Source organism: Actinopolymorpha sp. NPDC004070, assembly GCF_040610475.1.
GTDB lineage: Bacteria > Actinomycetota > Actinomycetes > Propionibacteriales > Actinopolymorphaceae > Actinopolymorpha.
Genome location: NZ_JBEXMJ010000008.1, coordinates 226,747 through 249,623, shown reverse-complemented (window position 1 = coordinate 249,623; position 22,877 = coordinate 226,747). Strand labels below are relative to the sequence as shown.

The 22,877-nt window shown below is 71.7% G+C and carries 25 protein-coding genes; 21 read left to right on the top strand and 4 right to left on the bottom strand.

The window, feature by feature from the left end; translation table 11 throughout:
- Positions 1 to 10: 10 nt before the first annotated feature.
- The 3 genes from ABZV93_RS16760 to ABZV93_RS16750 all read right to left on the bottom strand — a co-directional run bounded on the left by ABZV93_RS16760 (position 11) and on the right by ABZV93_RS16750 (position 1,381).
- The gene (locus ABZV93_RS16760; protein WP_092882752.1) at positions 11 to 271 is read right to left on the bottom strand and encodes a Prokaryotic metallothionein; all 261 of its coding nucleotides are present in this window, start codon (positions 269 to 271) and stop codon (positions 11 to 13) included.
- 46 nt (positions 272 to 317) lie between these two features.
- Positions 318 to 689: a MerR family transcriptional regulator gene (locus ABZV93_RS16755; RefSeq protein ID WP_354936324.1), complete on the bottom strand. Its 372-nt coding sequence runs from the start codon at positions 687 to 689 to the stop codon at positions 318 to 320.
- A gap of 80 nt (positions 690 to 769) precedes the next feature.
- Positions 770 to 1,381, bottom strand: a complete 612-nt coding sequence (locus ABZV93_RS16750) for a ribosomal protein L7/L12 (protein WP_354936322.1) — start codon at positions 1,379 to 1,381, stop codon at positions 770 to 772.
- A 97-nt stretch (positions 1,382 to 1,478) separates the two neighbouring features.
- Here ABZV93_RS16750 and aroQ point away from each other — a divergent pair, with 97 nt between their 5' ends.
- From aroQ to ABZV93_RS16710, 8 genes are all read left to right on the top strand, one after another.
- Positions 1,479 to 1,913: a type II 3-dehydroquinate dehydratase gene (aroQ, locus tag ABZV93_RS16745; protein ID WP_354936319.1), complete on the top strand. Its 435-nt coding sequence runs from the start codon at positions 1,479 to 1,481 to the stop codon at positions 1,911 to 1,913.
- Positions 1,914 to 1,979: 66 nt separating this feature from the next.
- Positions 1,980 to 3,080: a Xaa-Pro peptidase family protein gene (locus tag ABZV93_RS16740; RefSeq protein ID WP_354936316.1), complete on the top strand. Its 1,101-nt coding sequence runs from the start codon at positions 1,980 to 1,982 to the stop codon at positions 3,078 to 3,080.
- Positions 3,081 to 3,183: 103 nt separating this feature from the next.
- Positions 3,184 to 3,741 carry an elongation factor P gene (gene efp / locus ABZV93_RS16735; RefSeq protein WP_354936314.1) on the top strand — a complete coding sequence of 186 codons (558 nt, stop codon included), beginning with the start codon at positions 3,184 to 3,186 and terminating at the stop codon, positions 3,739 to 3,741.
- Positions 3,741 to 4,151, top strand: coding sequence for a transcription antitermination factor NusB (gene nusB, locus ABZV93_RS16730; RefSeq protein WP_354936312.1), 411 nt, complete (start codon positions 3,741 to 3,743; stop codon positions 4,149 to 4,151). The genes efp and nusB overlap by 1 nt, the downstream gene beginning before the upstream one ends.
- 406 nt (positions 4,152 to 4,557) lie before the next feature.
- Positions 4,558 to 5,205, top strand: coding sequence for an ABC transporter permease (locus ABZV93_RS16725; RefSeq protein WP_354936310.1), 648 nt, complete (start codon positions 4,558 to 4,560; stop codon positions 5,203 to 5,205).
- Positions 5,198 to 6,457 carry a betaine/proline/choline family ABC transporter ATP-binding protein gene (locus tag ABZV93_RS16720; RefSeq protein ID WP_354936307.1) on the top strand — a complete coding sequence of 420 codons (1,260 nt, stop codon included), beginning with the start codon at positions 5,198 to 5,200 and terminating at the stop codon, positions 6,455 to 6,457. The genes ABZV93_RS16725 and ABZV93_RS16720 overlap by 8 nt, the downstream gene beginning before the upstream one ends.
- Positions 6,454 to 7,233 carry an ABC transporter permease gene (locus tag ABZV93_RS16715; protein ID WP_354936304.1) on the top strand — a complete coding sequence of 260 codons (780 nt, stop codon included), beginning with the start codon at positions 6,454 to 6,456 and terminating at the stop codon, positions 7,231 to 7,233. Before ABZV93_RS16720 ends, ABZV93_RS16715 begins: the two co-directional genes overlap by 4 nt.
- Before the next feature lie 15 nt (positions 7,234 to 7,248).
- A complete protein-coding gene (locus ABZV93_RS16710; RefSeq protein ID WP_354936301.1) occupies positions 7,249 to 8,289 on the top strand; it encodes a glycine betaine ABC transporter substrate-binding protein in 1,041 nt (346 codons plus the stop codon).
- Between the two features lie 241 nt (positions 8,290 to 8,530).
- Here the strand turns inward: ABZV93_RS16710 and ABZV93_RS16705 are convergent, their stop codons facing one another.
- The gene (locus ABZV93_RS16705) at positions 8,531 to 9,034 is read right to left on the bottom strand and encodes a transcriptional regulator (RefSeq protein WP_092655214.1); all 504 of its coding nucleotides are present in this window, start codon (positions 9,032 to 9,034) and stop codon (positions 8,531 to 8,533) included.
- A gap of 373 nt (positions 9,035 to 9,407) precedes the next feature.
- Here ABZV93_RS16705 and pyrR point away from each other — a divergent pair, with 373 nt between their 5' ends.
- The 13 genes from pyrR (at position 9,408) to ABZV93_RS16640 (ending at position 22,785) form a co-directional block, all read left to right on the top strand.
- The gene (gene pyrR / locus ABZV93_RS16700; protein ID WP_354936298.1) at positions 9,408 to 10,025 is read left to right on the top strand and encodes a bifunctional pyr operon transcriptional regulator/uracil phosphoribosyltransferase PyrR; all 618 of its coding nucleotides are present in this window, start codon (positions 9,408 to 9,410) and stop codon (positions 10,023 to 10,025) included.
- Positions 10,022 to 10,987: an aspartate carbamoyltransferase catalytic subunit gene (locus ABZV93_RS16695; RefSeq protein ID WP_354936295.1), complete on the top strand. Its 966-nt coding sequence runs from the start codon at positions 10,022 to 10,024 to the stop codon at positions 10,985 to 10,987. Before pyrR ends, ABZV93_RS16695 begins: the two co-directional genes overlap by 4 nt.
- A complete protein-coding gene (locus ABZV93_RS16690) occupies positions 10,984 to 12,273 on the top strand; it encodes a dihydroorotase (protein ID WP_354936292.1) in 1,290 nt (429 codons plus the stop codon). Before ABZV93_RS16695 ends, ABZV93_RS16690 begins: the two co-directional genes overlap by 4 nt.
- A gap of 55 nt (positions 12,274 to 12,328) precedes the next feature.
- Positions 12,329 to 13,573, top strand: a complete 1,245-nt coding sequence (carA, locus tag ABZV93_RS16685) for a glutamine-hydrolyzing carbamoyl-phosphate synthase small subunit (RefSeq protein WP_354936289.1) — start codon at positions 12,329 to 12,331, stop codon at positions 13,571 to 13,573.
- Positions 13,573 to 16,890: a carbamoyl-phosphate synthase large subunit gene (gene carB / locus ABZV93_RS16680; RefSeq protein ID WP_354936286.1), complete on the top strand. Its 3,318-nt coding sequence runs from the start codon at positions 13,573 to 13,575 to the stop codon at positions 16,888 to 16,890. Before carA ends, carB begins: the two co-directional genes overlap by 1 nt.
- Position 16,891: 1 nt before the next feature.
- Positions 16,892 to 17,734 (top strand): orotidine-5'-phosphate decarboxylase, encoded by an 843-nt coding sequence (gene pyrF, locus ABZV93_RS16675; protein ID WP_354936283.1) that lies wholly within the window; start codon positions 16,892 to 16,894, stop codon positions 17,732 to 17,734.
- 42 nt (positions 17,735 to 17,776) lie between these two features.
- Complete coding sequence (gene cysQ / locus ABZV93_RS16670) at positions 17,777 to 18,634, top strand: 3'(2'),5'-bisphosphate nucleotidase CysQ (protein WP_354936280.1); 858 nt, start codon at positions 17,777 to 17,779, stop codon at positions 18,632 to 18,634.
- Between the two features lie 168 nt (positions 18,635 to 18,802).
- Positions 18,803 to 19,123, top strand: a complete 321-nt coding sequence (gene mihF, locus ABZV93_RS16665) for an integration host factor, actinobacterial type (protein WP_092655221.1) — start codon at positions 18,803 to 18,805, stop codon at positions 19,121 to 19,123.
- A 4-nt stretch (positions 19,124 to 19,127) separates the two neighbouring features.
- Positions 19,128 to 19,736, top strand: a complete 609-nt coding sequence (gmk, locus tag ABZV93_RS16660) for a guanylate kinase (RefSeq protein WP_354936275.1) — start codon at positions 19,128 to 19,130, stop codon at positions 19,734 to 19,736.
- Between the two features lie 2 nt (positions 19,737 to 19,738).
- The gene (gene rpoZ, locus ABZV93_RS16655) at positions 19,739 to 20,032 is read left to right on the top strand and encodes a DNA-directed RNA polymerase subunit omega (protein WP_092655223.1); all 294 of its coding nucleotides are present in this window, start codon (positions 19,739 to 19,741) and stop codon (positions 20,030 to 20,032) included.
- Positions 20,033 to 20,152: 120 nt separating this feature from the next.
- Positions 20,153 to 21,385, top strand: coding sequence for a bifunctional phosphopantothenoylcysteine decarboxylase/phosphopantothenate--cysteine ligase CoaBC (gene coaBC, locus ABZV93_RS16650; protein WP_354936271.1), 1,233 nt, complete (start codon positions 20,153 to 20,155; stop codon positions 21,383 to 21,385).
- Positions 21,386 to 21,492: 107 nt separating this feature from the next.
- Positions 21,493 to 21,714, top strand: coding sequence for a hypothetical protein (locus tag ABZV93_RS16645; protein WP_179788075.1), 222 nt, complete (start codon positions 21,493 to 21,495; stop codon positions 21,712 to 21,714).
- Positions 21,715 to 21,771: 57 nt separating this feature from the next.
- The gene (locus tag ABZV93_RS16640; protein ID WP_354936267.1) at positions 21,772 to 22,785 is read left to right on the top strand and encodes an Rv2578c family radical SAM protein; all 1,014 of its coding nucleotides are present in this window, start codon (positions 21,772 to 21,774) and stop codon (positions 22,783 to 22,785) included.
- The last annotated feature ends 92 nt before the right edge of the window (positions 22,786 to 22,877 follow it).

Below are 22,877 nucleotides of genomic sequence, written 5' to 3'. Positions count from 1 at the left end.
ACCGGACCGCTCAGCCGGGGCGTACTCCCGCGGCGTCCCGGATCTCCTTGCCGTGCGCGGCGCCGGAGCCGCGGGCACAGTGGGCGCAGCAGAAGAACCTGCCGTCGACCTCCACCCCGTGCCCGATGATCCGGCAGCGGCACTGCTCGCACACCGGAGCCAGCCGCTGCACCGCGCACTCGAAGGAGTCGAACGTGTGCACCGCACCGCTTCCGGTGTGGACCTCGAACGACATCCAGTAGTCGTTGCCGCAAACTTCGCAGGCGCTCATGGCCGAAGACTTCCCGGCTGTGCGCGCCCGCACACCCGCACACCCGCTAGGAAGCCGGTCTCGGCTCTGGCGGTGCCGCGGACAGCACGTGGTCCAGCATCTCCCGCGAGGTGGCGAGCTCGTCGATGGCCCGGCTGATGCGTTCGCGTTCCCGGTGGAGCCGGGCGACCAGATCGGGGCAGGTGGGGACGAGCCGGTCGTCGTCGGTACTCACACACGGAAGCACCTGGGCGATGGTGGCCGTGGGCAGGCCGGCGGCCAGCAGGCAGCGGATCCGCCGGACTGCCTCCACGTCGGCCTCGCTGTAGACCCGGTAGCCGCTCGGCAACCGGTCGGGGGCGAGCAGGCCCTGCTGCTCGTAGTAGCGCAGCAGGCGCTCGTGCACCCCGGTCCGCGCGACCATCTCCTTCATCCGCATCAGCGGGGCACCTCCGGTCGACGACTCGTGCGGGTCGTGGGGGTCGGGCTCGTGGGGCTGCGCCGAACGTGGGTTCGGGTTCAGCCGAGCGCGCGGACGAACCGCTGCGCGTCGGCCAGGCCCATCCCGGTTTCGGCCCGGACCAGTTGGACCGCCTCGCTCTCGAGGCCCTGCGAGCGCAGCGAGCGGGCGCGTCCGGCCAGGTCCGCCGGCGACGGGCCCGCCGACTCCTGCGACACCGGTGACCCGTGCGGGTCCCGGGCCGAGGTGGGCGGAGTGACGTCGACCGCGTCGCCGCGCAGCACGACCGTGGGCGGCCGGTGCCCGGCGGCGATCGCCTCCACCAGCGCCTTGGCGTCGGCGAGGCCCAGCCGGGTCGACTCGCGCAGCTCCTTGACGGCCTTGATCTTCTTGTTCTGGCCCAGCAGGGACACCACCACGGCCACGACCATCGGGTCGACGGGCTGGTTGAGGATCCGCGCGGTGCCTGTCCGGGCGGGCTGCCCGGACCCCGGGGTTCGCCCCTGCTGGTCCTGCTGGCCCGGCTGTGCCTGCTGCCCCGGGAGGCCGGATCCCGCGTACGGCCGGCTCCCGGGCACCGCCCGGTCGGCCTCGGGCCCGCGTCGCCGGAAGAGCACCATCCCCACGAGGACGGCGAGTCCGGCAAGGATCACCACCAGGACGTCGTTCACGTGAGGATGCTATTCCCGTACGCACGGTTCGTCAGCCCTGGCCGCCGACGGCGCGGCCGCGCGGGGCGGCTGCCGGGCGATGCCCTAGCCTGACCGCGTGCGTGTTCTCGTCCTGAACGGCCCCAACCTCGGCCGCCTCGGTTCGCGCGAGCCGGACGTCTACGGCTCCACGTCGTACGCCGACCTGGTGGCCTCCTGCGCCAAGACCGGCGCCGAACTCGGCCTGGAGGTGGAGGTCCGCCAGACCGACCAGGAGGCCGAGCTGGTGCGCTGGCTGCACGAGGCCGCCGACGCCTCGACGCCGGTGGTGCTGAACCCCGCCGCGTTCACCCACTACTCCTACGCCGTCCGCGACGCCTGTGCCCAGCTCACCGCCCCGCTGATCGAGGTGCACCTGACCAACCCGGCGCGGCGGGAGGAGTTCCGGCACACCAGCGTGGTGGCCGGGGTGGCGACGGGGACGATCGCGGGATTCGGGTTCGAGTCGTACCGCCTGGCGTTGTCGGCGGTCGCGGCGACCCACCGTCCCTGACCTACGTTCAGGACGTGATCACCTCCGGGGGTTGCTCCGGGCGGGCCGGGGCGCGAGGGTGGAGCGGTGCCTGACATTCACGCCGCCCGCCGGGCCCGGCTGCGCGACCTGCTCGCCGCCAGGGACGTTCCCGCCGCTCTGATCACCCACCTCGTCAACGTCCGGTACCTCTCCGGGTTCACCGGCTCCAACGCCGCGCTGCTGGTTCGCGCCGACGGCACCGAGGGCGACGACGCCGCGGTGCTGGCCACCGACGGCCGGTACGCCGACCAGTCCGCCGCCCAGTGCCCGGACCTGGAGATCGTCGTCGACCGGCAGTTGCTGGCGGCGCTGGCACGGCGCGCGGCCGCGTGGGGCGTCTCCCGGCTCGGTGTGGAGACGCACTCGCTGACCGTCGACGCACTGGAGGCCCTGCGTTCGCTCGAACCCGCTCTCGCGCCGGGCTCGCTGCACCGTGCTGTGGAGGGGCTGCGGGTCGACAAGGACAGTGTCGAGCTCGACCACCTGCGGCAGGCCTGTGCGGTGTCGACGAAGGCGCTGGCCGACCTGTTCGCCGGCCGGCTGGTGGGCCGGTCCGAGCGCGACATCGCCCGCGACCTGGAGGCACGGATGTTCGCCGCCGGGGCCGAGGCCGTCGCGTTCGACACGATCGTCGCGGGTGGGGAGCACTCGGCCATTCCGCATCACCGGCCGACCGACCGGCTGCTGGCCGCTGGTGACTTCCTGAAGATCGACTTCGGCGCTCGTTACGAGGGATACCACGCCGACTGCACCCGGACCGTGGTCGTGGGGGCCGAGCCGGCGGACTGGCAGCGGGAGATCTACGACGTCGTGCGTACTGCCCAGCGAGCCGGTCGGCACGCCCTGGCGCCCGGTGTCGCGCTGTCGGAGGTGGACGCGGCGGCCCGGGACGTGGTCGACGCCGCCGGCTACGGCGAGCGGTTCACCCACGGCCTGGGGCACGGGGTGGGGCTGGAGATCCACGAGGACCCGTTCTTCGCCCGGACGGCGGAGGGTAAACTCGGCACTCGCACTCCTGTCACCATCGAGCCGGGCATCTACCTGCCGGGCCGCGGTGGTGTCCGCATCGAGGACACGCTGATCGTCCACGACGGCGAGGTGGAGGTGCTCACCAAGTCCGGCAGGGATCTCCTCGTCCTGGCCTGACGGAAGGCGGCTCCGGCCGGTTCCCGCCAGGCGGCGCCGGCCGGCTCCGCCCGAACGGGTCGAAGCGACACGAAACGCACGCAGCTGAGAGGCGAATACCGCAGTGGCAACCACGAACGACCTCAAGAACGGCATGGTGCTCAACCTCGACGGCCAGCTCTGGGGCGTGGTGTGGTTCCAGCACCACAAGCCCGGCAAGGGCGGTGCGGTCGTGCGCACCAAGCTGAAGAACGTGCTGTCGGGCAAGGTGGTCGACAAGACGTTCAACGCCGACGTGAAGGTCGACGTCGCCACCGTCGACAAGCGCGAGATGACCTACTTGTACAACGACGGCGAGTCCTTCGTCTTCATGGACGCCACCACCTACGACCAGCTGCCGATCTCCACCGAGACCGTCGGCGACGCGGCCCACTTCATGCTGGAGAACCAGACCGCCACGGTCGCGGTGCACGAGGGCGTCCCGCTGTACGTCGAGCTGCCGGCCTCGGTCGAGCTGACCATCGAGTACACCGAGCCGGGCCTGCAGGGCGACCGCTCGACCGGCGGCACCAAGCCGGCGCGGCTGGAGACCGGCTACGAGATCGCGGTGCCGTTGTTCATCACCACCGGCGAGAAGGTCAAGGTCGACACCCGGTCCGGCGACTACCTCGGACGGGTGTAGTGCCCGCACGATCGAAGGCACGCAAGCGGGCGGTCGACGTTCTCTACGAGTCCGAGCTGCGCGACCGCGCCCCGCTGACCACCCTGGCCGACCGGATCGAGCTGGCCGACCCGCCCGTGCCGGACTACACCGCCCGGCTGGTGGAGGGCGTGGTCGAGCACGCCGCCCGGCTGGACGAGCTGCTGGCGGCGCACGCGCAGGGGTGGACCCTGGACCGGATGGCGCCGGTCGACCGCAACATCCTTCGGGTCGGTGCGTACGAACTTCTCTACGCCGACGACGTGCCCGACGCGGTGGCGGTCAGCGAGGCGGTCCGGCTGGCCCGGGAGCTGGCCGGTGAGGAGTCCCCGGCCTTCGTCAACGGCCTGTTGGCACACCTGCTGGAGCTGAAACCGACCCTGCCGGTCTGAGCCGGCGTCCCGGGTCGTGATCCGGTGCCGTGACCCGGCGTCTCGTCCTCACCCCGTTCTGTGTCCCTCTCGGTGGCCCCGCGCGCTGGTTCCGGCGCGCGGGGCCACCGAGCGTTCTGGGAAATTTGCACTTCGGCCCTCACTTCGGTAGGAAAGAGCCTCTGCGCCGGACCTGCCCGCCTCGCGGTGCGCACCGGCACCGCAGACCTGTGCCACGGCTCGGAGAATGCTCTCCGGGACGGTCCCGAACGACCTGACCGTGGCTCATGTCCTCCCCTGCGGGGCACAGTCCGCTCGCGAGGAAACGCACGGGGAGTACGCCCGATCCGGTGGCAAGGCCGGGTTGCCTGCCGCAAGTCCGGGTTGGCAGCCAGGGGGCCGAGTCCAATGAGGAGGAGACCGCCCCGTGAACCTGTGGGATTTCCTCGTCGACCGCCGTGAAGTGCTGGTGTTCCAGGGCTTCCAGCACGCCTCGATGGTGGCGCAGTGCGTGGTCGTCGCCACGCTGCTCGCCCTCGTGGTGGCGGTCCTCGTCCAACGCAACCGGCATGCGGTCGGCCTGGCCACCGCCACCAGTGCCGTAGCCCTGACCATTCCGTCGTTCGCCCTGCTGGGGCTGCTGATCGCACCGCTCGGCATCGGGGTGGCACCGGCCGTCACCGCGGTCGTCTTCTACGCCAGCCTGCCCATCCTGCGCAACGCCGTGGTCGGGCTCGCCGGAGTCGATCCGGCGCTGGTCGACGCGGCCCGCGGCATGGGGATGGGCCGGCTGACCACGCTCGTCCGGGTCGAGATCCCGCTCGCCTGGCCGGTGATCCTCGCCGGCATCCGCGTCTCCACCCAGATGGTGATGGGCATCGCCGCCATCGCGGCGTACGTCTCCGGCCCCGGCCTGGGTGGGCTGATCTTCACCGGCCTGTCCCGGCTGGGCGGCGCCAACTCTGTCAACTCCGCGTTGGCAGGCACGCTGGGCGTCGTCGTGCTGGCCCTGATCTTCGACGGCATCCTCGTGCTCGTCGGCAAGTACACGACCTCGAGGGGTATCCGTGTCTGAGTCCACACAGCAGTCCGCCGGGTCCACCGGCGCCGGCAGTTCCGGCAGTGCCGAGCGCTCCGACAACGGCCACGGGGTGCCCATCGACCTCGTCGGCGTCACCAAGCGGTATCCCGGCCAGCGGGCCGCCGCCGTGGAGGACGTCAGCATGCACATCCCCGCCGGGGAGATCGTCGTCTTCGTCGGTCCGTCCGGCTGTGGCAAGACGACGACGATGAAGATGATCAACCGGCTGATCGAACCCACCGGCGGGCAGATCCTGCTCGGCGGCGACGACGTCAGCCGGCGCAACGCCGACGAGTTGCGCCGGGGCATCGGTTACGTCATCCAGGCCGGTGGCCTGTTCCCGCACCTCACCGTGGGCGCCAACATCGGCCTGGTGCCGGGCCTGCTGAAGTGGAAGAGCTCCCGGACCGCCGAACGCGTCGAGGAACTACTGGACATGGTGGGCCTGGACCCGGTGCAGTACCGCGACCGCTATCCGCGGGAGCTGTCCGGCGGCCAGCAGCAGCGGGTCGGCGTGGCCCGGGCACTGGCTGCGGACCCGCCGGTGCTGTTGATGGACGAGCCGTTCGGCGCGCTGGACCCGATCACCCGCCAGCACCTGCAGGACGAGCTGTTGCGGATCCAGGAGGAGCTGGGCAAGACGATCGTCTTCGTCACCCACGACTTCGACGAGGCGGTGAAGCTCGGTGATCGGATCGCGGTGCTGGCCGAGCGTTCGCGGATCGTGCAGTACGACACTCCCGCCGAGATCCTCGCCAACCCGGCGGACGAGTCGGTTGAGGGCTTCGTCGGCGCGGGCGCGGCGCTGAAACAGCTGACCCTGCGGCGCGTCGGGGGAGTCGACCTGGACGAGGCGGTGACCGCCACGGTGGGGGAGCAGGCGAAGGAGGCCGCGGCCCGGGTTCGCGCGGGCAACCGTGAGAACTGCATCCTGCTGGACGAGCGCCGCCGGCCGATTCGGTGGCTGTCGCTGCGAGATCTCGCCCGGGAGCCGGGCGCCCTCGCCGCGCGCCGCCGCGACGACAACCTGGCGGTCATCGGCACCCAGGCCACGCTCAACGACGCACTGGACTCGATGCTCACCTCCAGCCACGGCGTGGTCGTGGTCACCGGGCGGCGCGACACCTACCAGGGCGTCATCAGAGTGGAGACGGTGATGCACGCCATCCAGGAACTCCAGTCGGGCAACAACGGCAACAGCGGGGCCGGCTCCGCCGGCCCCGGGACCGCCGAGGTTGCGCAGTGAGTGCCACGACGGCCAACCCGGACGCACTCGAACTCGCCGAGGACGCCCCCGGCAAGCCCGCGCGCCTGCGCTGGATCGGCCAGCCGCTCGTGGTCGTCGCGATGGTCGCGGGCGTGGTGGCCTACGTCCAGCTCGCCCACCTCGACGCCGTGGCGGCCCGTCAACTCAACCTTGCGGCGCTGCTGCAGCGCACCTGGGAGCACATCGTGCTGGCCGCGGTCTCCACCGCCGTCGTACTGGTGATCGCCCTGCCGCTCGGGGTGCTTCTCACCCGGCGGCGGACCCGCGTCGCCGCTCCGGTGATCATCGCTCTCGCCAACGTCGGCCAGTCCGCGCCCGCGATCGGCCTGCTGGTCCTGCTCGCGTTGTGGCTCGGCCTCGGCTTCACCACCACGATCATCGCCCTCGCGGCGTACGCGATTCTGCCGGTACTCCGCAACACGATCACCGGAATCCAGGGTGTCGACCCGAACCTCGTCGAGGCCGGCCGCGGCATGGGGATGTCCGCGACGCGGGTGCTGTTGCGCATCGAGGTGGTGCTCGCCGTGCCGGTGATCCTCGCCGGGGTCCGGGTCGCCCTGGTGCTGCTGGTCGGCACGGCCACGCTCGCCACGTTCATCGACGGCGGCGGCCTGGGCAGCCTGATCACCACCGGCATCACGCTGCAGCGCACGAGTGTGCTGGTGGTCGGTGCGGTCCTTGTTGCCGCGCTGGCTCTGTTCATCGACTGGCTCGGCCGGGTCGTCGAGGAAGTCGCCCGCCCCAAGGGCATGTGAAGGGAGGCCGGTCAGATGTCGCAGAACCATCCGGGTCGAACCCATCCGGGCCCTACCGGGCGCAGCCGGCCCCGGCTCGGGCGCCGGGCGCCTGTGCGAGCGGTCGCGCTGGTCGTGCTGGCCGGCCTGCTGCTGGCCAGTGGGTGCGGGCTCAAGGGGGCCTCGCAGTTCGCCCCGGCGGCCGACCCCGGTTCGATCAAGCCCGAACCCTCGCTCAAGGACGCCCGCATCGTGGTGGGGTCGAAGGACTTCACCGAGCAGTTGATCCTGGGCAAGATGGCGGTGATCGCCCTGCGGACCGCGGGCGCCGACGTCGTGGACCAGACCAACATCACCGGCAGCGTCGCCGTACGCCAGGCACTGCTGCGCGGTGACGTCGACGCCAACTGGGAATACACCGGGACGGCCTGGATCAGCTATCTGGGCAAGACCAAACCGGTCATCGGCCGAGAGGCGCAGTGGAAGGCCGTACGGCAGGACGACCTTGCCAAGCACCACCTGGAGTGGTTCGCGCCGGCTCCCATGAACAACACCTACGCGTTCGCGATCCGTTCGGAGGAAGCGAAGAAGCTCGGGGTGTCGAAGCTCTCGGACCTGAAGAAGCTGCCGAAGAAGGACCTGACGTTCTGCGTGGAGTCGGAGTTCGCCAGCCGCGACGACGGTTTCGAGCCGATGCTCAAGACCTACGGCGTCCCGCTCGGCTCCAAGGTGCCGCGCGGCAACATCCGCACGATGAGCACCGGCGTCGTCTACGACGCCACCGACAAGGGGCGCTGCAACTTCGGCGAGGTGTTCACCACCGACGGCCGGATCAAGGCGCTGGACCTGAAGGTGCTCGCCGACGACAAGCACTTCTTCCCCAACTACAACGTGGCTTTCAACGTACGTGAGGACATCGCCCGCAAGTACCCGCGGCTGCGCGCGGTGATGGAGCCGCTGACCGCGAAGCTGACCACCGCCACGATGCTCGAGCTCAACGCGAAGGTCGACGTCGACGGGGAGGACCCCGGACTCGTCGCCCGCGACTGGATGCGCGCCAAGGGATTCGTCAAGTAGGGCTTGTCACGCAGGGCCCCCATGGCACGAGCACATGTCGGTACGTCCGTCGGGACGCGTTCGGCCCGGCCGCGGAGCAGGAAGCTCCACGACCGGGCCGGAACAACGAGCCGAACCAGACGAGCTGCGACGTTTCGTCACCGACCACCGCGAACCGTCGTGGATCAGCCGATCCACGACGGCCCGCGAGAAGCGGCGGCGAGAACGCTGTCGAGCACCCGGGCGGTGTGTTCGACGGTGCTCAGGCCTCGTCGTCGGAGACCGCCTCGGCCGCCTCGGCGTTCAGCACGCCCCAGGCGACGAGCCGGTCGGCGAGCACGCTCGGGCGCTCGTCGTAGATCACCGCGAGCGTCCGCATGTCCTCCTTGCGGATGGACAGGACCTTGCCGTTGTAGTCGCCGCGCTGGGCCTGGATGGTCGCGGCGTACCGCGCCAGGGGTGCGACCTCGACGCCCTCCAGTTCGCCGAGGCGCTCCAGGTCGAGCACCAGCTTCGGCGGCGGCTCGGCGGCCGCGCCGATCGGGCCGACGCCCGGAAGGAGCTCGGTGATCGGCACACCGTAGAACTCCGCCAGCTCGGAGAGCTTCTGGACGGTGACGGCCCGGTCCCCGCGTTCGTATGAGCCAACAACCACCGCTTTCCAGCGGCCCTTCGACTTCTGCTCTACCCCGTGGAGAGAAAGTCCCTGCTGCTGCCTGATCGCGCGAAGCTTCGCGCCCAGGGACCGTGCGTAGTCACTCGGCATCCGTGCTCAACCATCCTTAGATCATCGACGGACACGGTAATGCCGCGCCCAAAATAGTCACGGAGCGTGACGGTAACCCGGAGCGACTCCCACGTCAAGCCAGCCGGGCCAGGACTTCGTCCGGACCGAGATCATCCGGCGGCCGTCCACGCCCGGCCGGGCAGCGGCCCGGAGCCCGGAAGACGTCCGGCACGTGATCACGACGCCGGCCGAGAATCCGCCGGCACCGCCCGCGTGGGTGCCCGGGTGGTGGACTGGTAGTCTCGGGACCGGTTGGGCCGCGGTCCGCACCGGCAGCGCGAGCCGAGGCCGGCCACCCAGTACGACGTCCTTTAACGGCCCGTCCAGAGAGGCGGGGAAGGAGGTCACCTCGATGCCTGCTGCCCGCGATCCGAACCCCCAGCCGAGTCCGGACCCCGATCCGGCCCGGCGCAACGGCCGCCGAGCGGTGCTCGACGAGGCCGACATCACCAGGGCGCTGACCCGGATCGCCCACGAGATTCTCGAACGCAACAAGGGCGCCGGCGACGTCGTGCTCCTCGGCGTTCCCACCCGCGGGGTCCAGCTGGCCCGGCGCATCGGCGAGCGGATCGCCTCGGTCGAGAGCCGTTTCGGCGGCGTCGGCGCGCTCGACGTCACGATGTACCGCGACGACCTGCGGCTGCGGCCCACCCGGGCGCTCGGCCACACCGACATCCCCGAGGGCGGCATCGACGGCCGGATCGTGGTGCTCGTCGACGACGTGCTCTTCTCCGGCCGCACCATCCGGGCGGCGCTGACCGCCCTGGACGACATCGGCCGCCCCCGCGCGGTCCAGCTCGCCGTCCTCGTCGACCGCGGCCACCGCGAGCTGCCCATCCGGGCCGACTTCGTGGGCAAGAACCTCCCCACCGCGGCGCACGAGCGGGTCGCGGTCTACCTCAGCGAGTCCGACGGCCGCGAGGCCGTGGTCATCACGAAGGAACCATCGACCGAGGGAGGTGTGTCGTGAAACACCTGTTGTCCGCGGGCGATCTCGACCGGGACGAGGCACTGCTCGTCCTGGACACCGCGGAGAAGCTGCGCGAGCTGGCCGACCGGCCGATCAAGAAGCTCCCGACGCTGCGCGGTCGTACGGTCGTCAACCTGTTCTTCGAGGACTCCACCCGCACCCGCATCTCCTTCGAGGCGGCGGCCAAGCGGCTGTCGGCGGACGTGATCAACTTCTCCGCCAAGGGTTCCAGCGTGGAGAAGGGCGAGAGCCTGAAGGACACCGCCCTGACGCTGGCCGCGATGGGCGCCGACGCGGTGGTCGTACGCCACCAGGCCAGCGGCGCACCCCACCGGCTGGCCGCCTCCGACTGGATCAGCGCGAGCGTCCTGAACGCCGGCGACGGCACCCACGAGCACCCCACGCAAGCGCTGCTTGACGCGTTCACCATGCGCCGCCACCTCGGTGACCTGGAGGGCCGGCGAGTCGCGATCGTCGGTGACGTCCTGCACAGCCGGGTGGCACGGTCCAACGTGCTGCTGCTGCAGACCCTGGGCGCCGACATCACGCTGGTGGCGCCGCCCACCCTGCTGCCGGTCGGGGTCGAGCAGTGGTCCTGCTCGACGTCGTACGACCTGGACGCGGTGCTGCCGAAGACCGACGTGGTGATGATGCTGCGGGTGCAGCGCGAACGCATGAACGCCGCCTTCTTCCCCAGCGCCCGCGAGTACAGCCGCCGCTACGGCCTGGACGCGACCCGGATGGCGACCATGCCCGAGCACGCGCTGGTGATGCACCCGGGCCCGATGAACCGCGGCATGGAGATCTCCGCCGACGTCGCCGACTCCACCCGGTCGGTGATCGTGGAGCAGGTCACCAACGGCGTGGCCGTCCGGATGGCCGCGCTGTACCTCCTCCTGGCCGGGGGCGGCCAGGCCGTCGACGACACCGTGCCCGAGCAACGCAGCAGGGAGACGCCATGAGTGAGACCTACCTCCTGCGTGGGGCGAGCCCGCTCGGCGCGAAGCCGGCCGACGTCCTCGTCCGCGACGGGCACGTCGCCCAGATCGGTGGCCGTCCGTCGGCCAGGGGCGCGACCGTGGTCGACGCCGCCGGCCTGGTGTTGCTGCCCGGCCTGGTCGACCTGCACACCCACCTGCGTGAGCCCGGCCGCGAGGACGCCGAGACGGTGGACTCCGGCACCGTCGCGGCGGCGGTCGGCGGTTACACCGCGGTCTGCGCGATGCCCAACACCCTTCCGGCCGCCGACACCGCCGGTGTGGTCGAGCAGGTCTACCGGCTCGGACAGCAGTACGGCCGCTGCGACGTCCAGCCCATCGGCGCGGTCACCGTGGGACGCGGCGGCACCCAGCTCGCCGAGCTCGGTGCCATGGCCGACTCCGCGGCCGGCGTCCGCATGTTCAGCGACGACGGCGACTGCGTGTCCGACGCGGTGCTGATGCGCCGTGCGCTGGAGTACGTCAAGGCGTTCGACGGCGTGATCGCCCAGCACGCACAGGAGCCACGCCTCACCGAGGGCGCGCAGATGAACGAGGGCGCGCTGTCCGGCGTTCTCGGGCTGCGCGGCTGGCCCGCCGTCGCGGAGGAGGCGATCATCGCCCGGGACGTGCTGCTGGCCGAGCACGTCGGGTCCCGCGTCCACATCTGCCACGTCTCCACCGCGGGCTCGGTGGAGATCCTGCGCTGGGCGAAGAGCAAGGGCTACCCCGTCACCGCCGAGGTGACGCCCCACCACCTGCTGCTCACCGAAGACCTGGTGGCGAGCTACGACCCGATCTACAAGGTCAACCCGCCCTTGCGTACCGGTGAGGACGTCGAGGCACTGCGGGCCGCGCTGGCCGACGGCACCATCGACGCGGTGGCCACCGACCACGCGCCGCACCCGGTGGAGGACAAGGAGTGCGAGTGGCTCGCCGCGGCGATGGGGATGACCGGTCTGGAGACCGCGCTCGCCGTCGTCCAGCAAGCCATGGTTGACACCGGGCTGCTCGACTGGGCCGGGGTGGCCGACCGGATGTCGTCGCGTCCCGCCCGGATCGGCCGCCTCACCGGCCACGGACACGACGTCGAGGTGGGCGCGCCCGCCAACCTCACGCTCTACGACCCGGCCGCGCCCTGGGAGGTCGACCCGGCGCAGTCCACCAGCCGCTCGCGCAACACCCCCTTCGCCGGCAGGACGCTGCCGGGCCGGGTGGTGGCGACCTTCCTGCGGGGCCGGGCGACGGTCCTGGACGGGAAGCCGCAGTGAGCGGCGCCCGGCCGGTCCGCCGGGACCAACACCTGATCAGCGAAGAAGCACGCGCGTGAGTGGAGGACGGTTGTCGAGGAACGCCCAGCCCAGTGCCCTGCTGGTCCTCGAGGACGGCCGCGTGTTCCGCGGCCGGTCCTACGGCGCCGAGGGTGAGACCTTCGGCGAGGCGGTCTTCTCCACGGGGATGACCGGCTACCAGGAGACCCTGACCGACCCGTCGTACCACCGCCAGGTGGTCGTGCAGACGGCACCGCACATCGGCAACACCGGGATGAACGACGAGGACCCGGAGTCGCGCCGCATCTGGGTGGCGGGATACGTCGTCCGCGACCCGGCCCGCCTGCCCTCCAACTGGCGTTCGCGCCGCAGCCTGGACGACGCCCTGCGCGCCGACGGCGTGGTCGGCATCAGCGGCGTCGACACCCGCGCTCTCACCCGGCACCTGCGCGAACGCGGCGCGATGCGGGTCGGCATCTCCAGCACCGAGACCGACCCGAACGCACTGCTGGAGCGCGTGCTCGCCAGCCCCCGGATGGAGGGTGCGGAGCTGGCCGCGGAGGTCACCGCCCCCGAGCCGTACGTCGTACCCGCCGTCGGCACCCGGAAGTTCACCGTCGCCGCGGTCGACCTCGGCATCAAGTCGATGACCCCGCACCGGCTGGCCGAACGCGGTGTCGAGGTGCACGTGCTGCCCGCCACCACGACGCTGGAGCAGGTGCTCGCGCTCGGACCCGACGGCGTGTTCATGTCCAACGGCCCGGGCGACCCCGAGACCGCCGACCACCCGGTCGAGGTGCTGCGCGGCGTCCTCGCCCGCGGCATCCCGTTCTTCGGCATCTGCTTCGGCAACCAGGTGTTCGGGCGGGCGCTCGGCCTGGGCACGTACAAGCTGCGCTACGGCCACCGGGGCATCAACCAGCCGGTGCAGGACCTCACCACCGGCAAGGTCGAGGTCACCGCGCACAACCACGGCTTCGCGGTGGCCTGGCCCACCGGAAGCGACGACAGTCCTGACGACGCCGGGGACGCCTCGGCCGCCGGCACGGCGAGACGGCACGCGCACGCCGCGATCGAGACCGACTTCGGGCCGGCCCGGGTCACCCACGTGTGCCTGAACGACGACGTGGTGGAGGGCCTTGCCCTGCAGGACCGGGACGGCCGCCTGCGCGCGTTCTCCGTGCAGTACCACCCCGAGGCCGCCGCCGGCCCGCACGACGCGGCGTACCTCTTCGACCGGTTCGTCGGCCTGATGGCCGACTCCACGGGGACGACCACCCTCCCGGAAGGAGCCGCCTGATGCCCAAGCGGACCGACATCTCCTCGGTACTCGTCATCGGCTCCGGCCCGATCGTCATCGGCCAGGCCGCGGAGTTCGACTACTCCGGCACCCAGGCGTGCCGGGTGCTGCGCGCGGAGGGCCTGCGCGTGATCCTGGTCAACTCCAACCCGGCCACGATCATGACCGACCCGGAGTTCGCCGACGCGACCTACGTCGAGCCGATCACCCCCGAGCACGTCGAGAAGATCATCGCGCTCGAACGCCCGGACGCCCTGCTCGCGACCCTCGGCGGCCAGACGGCCCTCAACGCCGCGGTCAAGCTGCACGAGTCCGGCGTCCTCGCGAAGTACGACGTCGAGCTGATCGGCGCGTCCATCGACGCCATCCAGCGCGGGGAGAACCGCGAGTCGTTCAAGAAGATCGTCGACGAGCTCGGCGCGGAGTCCGCGCTCAGCCGGATCTGCCACACGCTGCAGGAGTGCCTGGCGGCCGCCGAGGAGCTCAACTACCCGGTGGTCGTCCGCCCGTCGTTCACGATGGGCGGCGCCGGATCCGGTATGGCGTACGACGAGGACGACCTGCGCCGCATCGCCGGCGCCGGGCTGCAGGCCAGCCCCACCACCGAGGTGCTGCTCGAGGAGTCGGTGCTCGGCTGGAAGGAGTACGAGCTCGAGGTCATGCGCGACCGCGCCGACAACGTGGTCATCGTGTGCTCCATCGAGAACCTCGACCCGATGGGCGTGCACACCGGCGACTCGATCACCGTCGCGCCGGCGATGACGCTCACCGACCGCGAGTACCAACGCATGCGGGACGTCGCCATCGGCGTCATCCGCGCCGTCGGCGTGGACACCGGCGGCTGCAACATCCAGTTCGCGATCAACCCGGCCGACGGGCGGATGATCGTGATCGAGATGAACCCCCGGGTCTCCCGGTCGAGCGCGCTGGCGTCGAAGGCCACCGGCTTCCCGATCGCCAAGATCGCCGCCAAGGTCGCCCTCGGCTACACCCTGGACGAGATCCCGAACGACATCACCGAGCAGACCCCGGCCTCCTTCGAGCCCACGCTGGACTACGTGGTGGTGAAGGTGCCGCGGTTCGCGTTCGAGAAGTTCCCGCACGCCGACCCGACCCTCACCACGCACATGAAGAGCGTCGGCGAGGCGATGGCGATCGGCCGCAACTTCACCGAGGCGCTGAACAAGGCCCTGCGGTCGATCGAGAAGTCCGAGGCGGCGTTCGTCTGGGCGGGGGAGCCACGGGCCAAGGACGACCTGCTGGCCGCGGTCGCCACCCCGCACGACGGCCGGCTGCGCGAGGTCGTGGAGGCGATCCGCTCCGGGGCGACACCGGAGGAGCTCCACGAGGCGACCAGGATCGACCCGTGGTTCCTCGACCAGCTCTTCCTGCTGTCCGAGGTGGCCACCGAGATCGAGGAGTCGCCCGAGCTCACCCCCGACGTGCTGCGCGCGGCCAAGCGGCACGGCTTCGCCGACCGGCAGATCGCCGCGATCCGCGGGATGCGCGAGGACGTCGTACGCGGGGTCCGCTGGGCACTCGGCATCCGCCCGGTCTACAAGACCGTCGACACCTGCGCGGCCGAGTTCGCCGCCCGTACGCCGTACCACTACTCCAGCTACGACGAGGAGACCGAGGTCGGCCCGCGCGAACGCCCCGCGGTGATCATCCTCGGCTCCGGCCCCAACCGGATCGGGCAGGGCATCGAGTTCGACTACTCCTGCGTGCACGCGGCCCTGGCCCTGCACGAGGCGGGGTACGAGACGGTGATGGTCAACTGCAACCCCGAGACCGTCTCCACCGACTACGACACCAGCGACCGGCTCTACTTCGAGCCGCTCACGCTGGAGGACGTCCTGGAGATCGTGCACGCCGAGCAGCAGGCCGGCCCGGTGGCCGGGGTGGTGTGCCAGCTCGGCGGGCAGACCCCACTCGGGCTCGCGCAGGGACTGGAGGACGCGGGCGTCCCCATCGTCGGCACCCCGCCGGAGGCGATCCACCTGGCCGAGGAGCGCGGCGCGTTCGGCCGGGTGCTCGCCCAGGCCGGGCTGCCCGCCCCCAAGCACGGCACGGCCACGTCGTTCGCCGAGGCCAAGCTGATCGCGGACGAGATCGGCTACCCCGTGCTGGTGCGCCCGTCGTACGTCCTGGGCGGGCGTGGGATGGAGATCGTCTACGACGACTCCGCGCTGGAGGGCTACATCGCCCGGGCCACGGCGATCTCGCCCGAGCACCCGGTGCTGGTCGACCGGTTCCTCGACGACGCGGTCGAGATCGACGTGGACGCGCTCTACGACGGCCAGGAGCTGTTCCTCGCCGGCGTGATGGAGCACATCGAGGAAGCCGGCATCCACTCCGGCGACTCCGCCTGCGCGCTGCCGCCGATCACCCTCGGCACCGAGGAGATCGCCCGCATCCGCCGCTCCACCGAGGCGATCGCCGCCGGGGTCGGCGTCCGCGGCCTGCTCAACGTGCAGTACGCCCTGGCCGGCGACGTCCTCTACGTCCTGGAGGCCAACCCGCGCGCCTCGCGGACCGTGCCGTTCGTGTCCAAGGCGACGGCGACGCCACTTGCCAAGGCCGCCGCCCGGGTGATGCTCGGCGCGTCCGTGGCCGACCTGCGCGCGGAAGGGATGCTCCCGGCCACCGGCGACGGCGGCCAGCTGCCTCCCAACGCGCCGATCGCGGTGAAGGAGGCGGTGATGCCGTTCAACCGGTTCCGCTCCGGTGACGGCCGCGCCATCGACACCCTGCTCGGGCCGGAGATGCGTTCCACCGGCGAGGTGATGGGCATCGACGCCGGCTTCGGGGTGGCCTTCGCCAAGTCCCAGGCCGGCGCCTACGGCGGCGCGCTGCCCACGAAGGGCCGGGTGTTCGTGTCGGTCGCGAACCGCGACAAGCGGCACATGATCTTCCCGGTCAAGCGGCTGGCCGATCTCGGGTTCGAGATCCTGGCCACCGAGGGCACCGCCAACGTGCTGCGCCGCAACGGCGTCGTGGCAAGTGTCGTACGCAAGGCGACCCAGGGCACCGGCCCGCACGGCGAGCCGACCATCGTGCACCGGATCGCGGCCGGGGACCTCGACCTGATCGTCAACACCCCGCGCGGCACCACCTCCGGCGGCAGCCCGCGGGTGGACGGGTACGAGATCCGCACCGCGGCGATCATGGCGAACATCCCGTGCATCACCACCGTGCAGGGCCTGGCGGCGGCGGTGCAGGGCATCGAGGCCCTGCGAGCCGGCGAGGTGACGGTCCGTTCGCTGCAGTCGTGGGCGAAGGACGAGTGGGCCGCCGACGACGAGGGGAAGGCCTGACATGACCGAGACGTTCGGCGCCCGGCTGCGGGCGTCGCTGGACCGTCGCGGCCCGCTGTGCGCGGGCATCGACCCGCACGCCTCCCTGCTGCGGTCCTGGGACCTGCCCGACGACCCGGACGGCCTGGAACGCTTCGCCCTCACCGCCGCCGAGGCCCTCGCGCCCCGGGTCGCGGTGGTGAAGCCGCAGTCGGCGTTCTTCGAGCGGTTCGGCAGCCGCGGCGTCGCGGTGCTCGAACGCGTGATCGCCACCAGCCGGGCCGCCGGCGCGCTGGTGCTGCTGGACGCCAAGCGCGGCGACATCGGGTCCACCGTGCAGGCGTACGCCGACGCCTACCTCGACCCCGCGTCGCCGATGTTCGCCGACGCGCTCACCGCGAGCCCGTTCCTCGGCTTCGAGTCGCTGCGCCCGCTGCTGGACACCGCGGCCAAGCACGGCAGCGGGGTGTTCGTGCTCGCGCTGACCTCCAACCCCGAGGGCGCCCAGGTGCAACGGGCGCGCGGTGAGGACGGCCGCACCGTGGCCGGAGGCATCCTGGACCGGCTCGCGGCCGCCAACGAGGGCGCCACGCCGCTGGGGTCCTACGGCGCGGTCGTCGGTGCGACGGTGGGCGACAGCGGCGAGGACTTCGCCGCGGTGAACGGCCCGCTGCTGGCGCCCGGGCTCGGCGCCCAGGGCGCGACACCGGCCGACGTGCGGCGCGTCTTCGGTGCGGCGGCGCGCAACGTCGTACCCGCCACCTCGCGCGAACTGCTGCGAACCGGTCCGTCCCCGCAGGCCCTGGCCGACGCCGCCGATCGTACGAACGACGCGCTGCGCGCCGCGCTGGACGCGCCGGGCTGAGCACCGGCCGCGACGTGCGGCCGGTCTGCCACGATAGGCACCATGCCTGCCGATCCCGTGAACACCACCGACCCCGCGACCTCGACCGGCTCTCCGACCGGCAACTCGATCAGCCAGTCCACCGGTCTCGCCGCGCTGGTCGACCGGATCCGGACGCTCGCCGAGCGCGCCGGTGAGGAGATCCTCGCGGTCTACGCCGCCGACGACCCCGGCGCCCGGGAGAAGGCCGACCGCACCCCGGTGACCGAGGCCGACCTGCGCGCGGAGGCGGTGATCGTGGCCGGCCTGGCCGAGCTCTCGCCCGACCTTCCGGTGGTGGCCGAGGAGGCCGTCGCCGCCGGCGACGCGCCGGACGTGGACGGTACGCCGTTCTGGCTGGTCGACCCGCTCGACGGGACGAAGGAGTTCCTGTCCCGCAACGGCGAGTTCACCGTCAACATCGCCCTGGTCGAGGCCGGCACGCCCGTGCTCGGCGTGGTGCACCTGCCCGCGATGGGCGTGACGTACGTCGGCGGCCCCGGGCGCGCCGAGCGCCTCGAGGGCGGCCACAGCGCCCCGCTCGCGGTCGTACCGACCCCCGGCACCGGCGCGCGGGCGCTGGTCAGCCGCAGTCACCTCGACATGGAGACGCAGCGGTGGCTGGAAGGGGTGGAGGTGGGCTCGTTCGTCCAGGCCGGCAGCTCGCTGAAGTTCTGCCGGATCGCCGAGGGCGCCGCCGACGTCTACCCGCGGTTCGGCCGGACGATGGAGTGGGACACCGCCGCCGGCCACGCCGTCCTGCTGGCGGCCGGGGGAGCGGTGGTCACCCCCGACGGTGCCGCGCTGCGCTACGCCAAGCCCGGATTCGCCAACTCGCCGTTCGTCGCGTTCGGCGGCACCCGGCCCGCTCCGCTGCGGTGAGCAGGTGACCCCGGTTTGCCGCACTCGTCCACGCTGGGTAGGTTCGCGTCCATCGTGGGTGTTCGCGACGCACGGACGGTTTTCGGGACCCCGGCCGCCGAGCACGTGGCCCTCCGAGCAAGAATCGCTGCACCCAAGACCCGTCGTACAGCCTCGAGGTGACCGTTCGTGCCGCTACCTCACCTGACCCCCGAAGCCCGGCAGGCCGCGCTGGAGAAGGCCGCACAGGCCCGGCGTGAGCGTGCCGAGGTGAAGAACCGACTCAAGAATTCCGGCGCCTCGCTCGGCGAGGTCGTCAAGCTCGGGCGTGACTCCAACGAAGTGATCGGCAAGATGCGGGTGTTCGACCTGCTCTGTTCCATGCCCGGCGTGGGCAAGGTCCGCGCCCAGCAGATCATGGAACGCATCGGAATCTCCGAGAGCCGCCGCGTGCGGGGGCTCGGAGACAACCAAGTGGCTGCGCTGAAGCGTGAGTTCGGCGAATCCTGAGACCGTGTACGACCGGACCGCGGCGGGGAAGACCCGACGTCCGGTGGCTCGGCTGACCGTGCTCGCCGGCCCCACGGCCGTGGGCAAGGGCACCCTCGCCGCGGCGATCCGGCGTACGCACCCGGAGGTGTGGATCTCGGTCTCGGCCACCACCCGCCGGCCGCGGCCGGGGGAGATCCACGGGGTGCACTACTGGTTCGTCTCCGACGAGGAGTTCGACCGGATGGTCGCCGACGACGCCCTGCTGGAGTGGGCGGTCGTGCACGGCACCCACCGCTACGGCACCCCGCGGTCGGCGGTCCAGGACAAGCTCACCGAGGGCCGCCCGGCGCTGCTGGAGATCGATCTGCAGGGCGCCCGGCAGGTCCGCCAGACCATGCCGGACGCGCTGTTCGTGTTTCTGGCCCCGCCCAGCTGGGAGGAGCTCGTCCGCCGGCTGATCGGCCGGGGCACCGAGTCGGCCGAGGAGCAGCAGCGCCGGCTGGAGACCGCCCGGGAGGAGCTGGCCGCGGAGAAGGAGTTCGACGTCACCGTCGTCAACACCGAGGTGGGCGTCGCCGCGGAGGAGTTGGTAGCCTTGATGCGCTCCTACCCATATTCTCCGGAGGCCTGAGCTTGTCTGGGACCCAGCCTGCTGCCGAGGGCATCACCTACCCGCCCATCGACGACCTGCTCGAAAAGAGCGACTCGAAGTACAAGCTCGTCTTGTTCTCCGCCAAGCGCGCCCGGCAGATCAATGCCTACTACGCCCAGCTGGGCGAGGGCCTGCTGGAATACGTCGGCCCGCTCGTGGACACCCACGTCCAGGAGAAGCCGCTGTCCATCGCGCTGCGTGAGATCAACGAGGGCCTGCTCACCGTCGAGGACATCGAGCCCACCGACGAGGGCGGCCAGCCGGCGGCTTCCTGACCGCCCCGGTGACGGCGGACGTTCCGCCGTCACCGACCCACTCACCAGCGGCCCTGACGACCGCGTTCTCCCGACCGGAGTTCGGAGCTGACGATGCCGGGTGCCCCCAGACCTCGAGTGGTGCTCGGCGTAGCGGGCGGCATCGCCGCCTACAAGGCCTGCTCGTTGCTGCGGCTGCTGGTGGAAGTTCCCTACGACGTCCGGGTCGTGCCCACCGAGAGCGCCCTGCGCTTCGTCGGTGAGGCCACCTGGGCGGCGTTGTCCCATCAGCCGGTCCACACCACGGTCTGGGACGACGTCCACGAGGTTCCCCACGTCCGGCTCGGCCAGCAGGCCGACCTGGTCGTGGTCGCGCCGGCCACCGCCGACCTGCTGGCCAAGGCGGCACACGGGCAGGCCGACGATCTGCTCACCTCGACCCTGCTGACCGCTCGCTGCCCGGTCGTCTTCGCGCCGGCGATGCACACCGAGATGTGGGAACACCCCGCGACCCGGGCCAACGTCGCCACGTTGCGCGAGCGGGGCGCCCTGGTCCTCGAACCCGCCGAGGGGCGCCTGACCGGCGTCGACACCGGCAAGGGCCGGCTGCCGGAGCCGGAGCAGATCTTCGACGTCTGCCGCGGCGTCCTCGCCCGCGGCACCGAGCCGCTGCTGTCCGACCTCGCCGGCCGGCACGTCGTGGTGAGTGCCGGTGGCACCCGGGAGTACCTCGACCCCGTCCGCTACCTCGGCAACCGCTCCTCCGGGCGGCAGGGCTACGCGCTCGCCCGCACCGCGGCCCTGCGAGGCGCCTCGGTCACCCTGGTGGCGGCCAACGTCTCACTGCCCGATCCGGCCGGGGTGAAGGTCACCCGGGTCGGCTCGACCCGGGAGCTGCGCGACGCCGTCCTCGCCGCCGCGCAGGACGCCGACGCGGTGGTGATGGCCGCGGCCCCTGCCGACTTCCGCCCGGCCACCTATGTCGACGCCAAGATCAAGAAGGCCGACGACGGGTCGGCGCCGACGGTGGAGCTGACCCAGAACCCCGACATCCTCGCCGAGCTCTCCCACGCCCGGCCGCGGCCGGGCCTGGTGGTGGCAGGCTTCGCCGCCGAGACCGGCGACGCCACCGCGGGTGTCCTCGACCACGGCCGGGCCAAGCTGGCGCGCAAGGGCTGCGACCTGCTCGTGGTCAACGAGGTGGGGGCGGACAAGGGGTTCGAGAGCCCCGACAACGAGGCGGTCATCCTGGGGGAGGACGGCTCGCAGACCGCGGTGCCGCGCGGCCCCAAGGAAGCGCTCGCACACCGCATCTGGGACCTCGTGGCCGCCCGTCTGGCGGCCGGCGCACCGCCCTCCGTGCCGGGTCGCTGACTCCCCGGGCTCACCGGTCGGCACGCCCGGCACGAGGTTCATGGGAGTTCTGTCATCCGGCGTGTCACGGACCGGCCGGACCGGCCGACCATGGCTACTCTCCCGGGGTGGCCGAAATCGCTACCGTCCTGATCCTCGGCGCGGCGGTGATCGCATTCCTGGCCGGGCGGCGCTACCAGCACTTCGTCCGTACGGTGAACGACACCAAGGTGGCCCGGGCCAACGTCCGCCGCTACGGCGCCGCCCGCTGGCCCGCCCTGCGCGCCCTGGTGATCATGCTGGCGTGCCTGGTCGTCTACCTCGTGGCGGCCAGGGCGTTCACCGGCTGAGCGCCCCACGAGGTCGGCGCGTCCGCACCTCGAACGCGCGTTCGATAGGCTGGCCCGGTGAGATGGGAGAGCCAACGACTCGCGGGCGGCACCGGCGGGGGAGCCGGCCAGCCGGCCGAGCTGGCGTTGTTCGGGCTGGACGCGTGCGCCCGCACGTTCGACACCCCGGAGTTCCGGGGCATGACTTTCTACGAGATCCATGCCAAGTCGCTGCTGAACAAGGTGCCCTCGGCGGCCCGGGTGCCCTTCGACTGGACGATCAACCCCTACCGCGGCTGCGGGCACGCCTGCGTCTACTGCTTCGCTCGGCGCACCCACGAGTACCTCGACCTCGACGCCGGACACGACTTCGACACCAAGGTGATCGTCAAGGTCAACGCCGCGGCGGTGCTGCGCCGTGAGCTTGCCCGGCCGAGCTGGCGGGGGGAGCCGGTGGCGATGGGCACCAACGTCGACTGTTACCAGCGGGCCGAGGGCAGGTACGCCCTGATGCCCGAGATCATCGCCGCGCTGCGGGACGCGGGCAACCCGTTCTCCATCCTCACCAAGGGCACGCTGCTGCTGCGCGATCTGGACCTGCTGCGCGAGGCCGCGCAGGTGACCGACGTGGGGCTGAGCGTCTCGGTGGGTTCGGTCGACGCCGACCTGTGGCGACGGGTGGAGCCGGGGACGCCCAGCCCGCAGGCGCGGCTGCGGATGGTCCGGACACTGACCGACGCGGGCTTTCGGGTCGGCGTGCTGATGGCGCCGATCCTGCCGCACCTCGGCGACGCGCCGGACCGGCTGGAGGAGACCGTACGCGCGATCGCCGCGTCGGGGGCGAGCAGTCTCACTCCCATCGTGTTGCACCTGCGGCCCGGCGCCCGGGAGTGGTATCACCAGTGGCTCGGCCGGGAGCATCCCGAACTGGTGCCCGTCTACCGGGACCTCTACGGCGCCGGTTCCTATGCTCCGGCGGCCTACCGGAAGCGGATCGCCGCGACCGTCGCAATGCTCGCCCGACGCCACGGAGTGGGCACAGAACGCGATTCTCGTCAAAACGCACCCCAGAGGCGCACCCTGCCCAGCTGACCTGGTTAGGCTTGCGGACACCGCACCATCGCGAGCGGGTCGCTCGCGGCCTCCGCGCGTCCGCCTACCTGACCGTGCCTTGGCGCCCCGAA

Coding starts and splice junctions, on each gene's coding strand:
- ABZV93_RS16760 (WP_092882752.1), bottom strand. CDS start 271: ATGAGCGCCTGCGAAGTTTGCGGCAACGACTACTGGATGTCGTTCGAG.
- ABZV93_RS16755 (WP_354936324.1), bottom strand. CDS start 689: ATGCGGATGAAGGAGATGGTCGCGCGGACCGGGGTGCACGAGCGCCTG.
- ABZV93_RS16710 (WP_354936301.1), top strand. CDS start 7,249: ATGTCGCAGAACCATCCGGGTCGAACCCATCCGGGCCCTACCGGGCGC.
- ABZV93_RS16705 (WP_092655214.1), bottom strand. CDS start 9,034: ATGCCGAGTGACTACGCACGGTCCCTGGGCGCGAAGCTTCGCGCGATC.
- pyrR (WP_354936298.1), top strand. CDS start 9,408: ATGCCTGCTGCCCGCGATCCGAACCCCCAGCCGAGTCCGGACCCCGAT.
- ABZV93_RS16690 (WP_354936292.1), top strand. CDS start 10,984: ATGAGTGAGACCTACCTCCTGCGTGGGGCGAGCCCGCTCGGCGCGAAG.
- carB (WP_354936286.1), top strand. CDS start 13,573: ATGCCCAAGCGGACCGACATCTCCTCGGTACTCGTCATCGGCTCCGGC.
- pyrF (WP_354936283.1), top strand. CDS start 16,892: ATGACCGAGACGTTCGGCGCCCGGCTGCGGGCGTCGCTGGACCGTCGC.
- cysQ (WP_354936280.1), top strand. CDS start 17,777: ATGCCTGCCGATCCCGTGAACACCACCGACCCCGCGACCTCGACCGGC.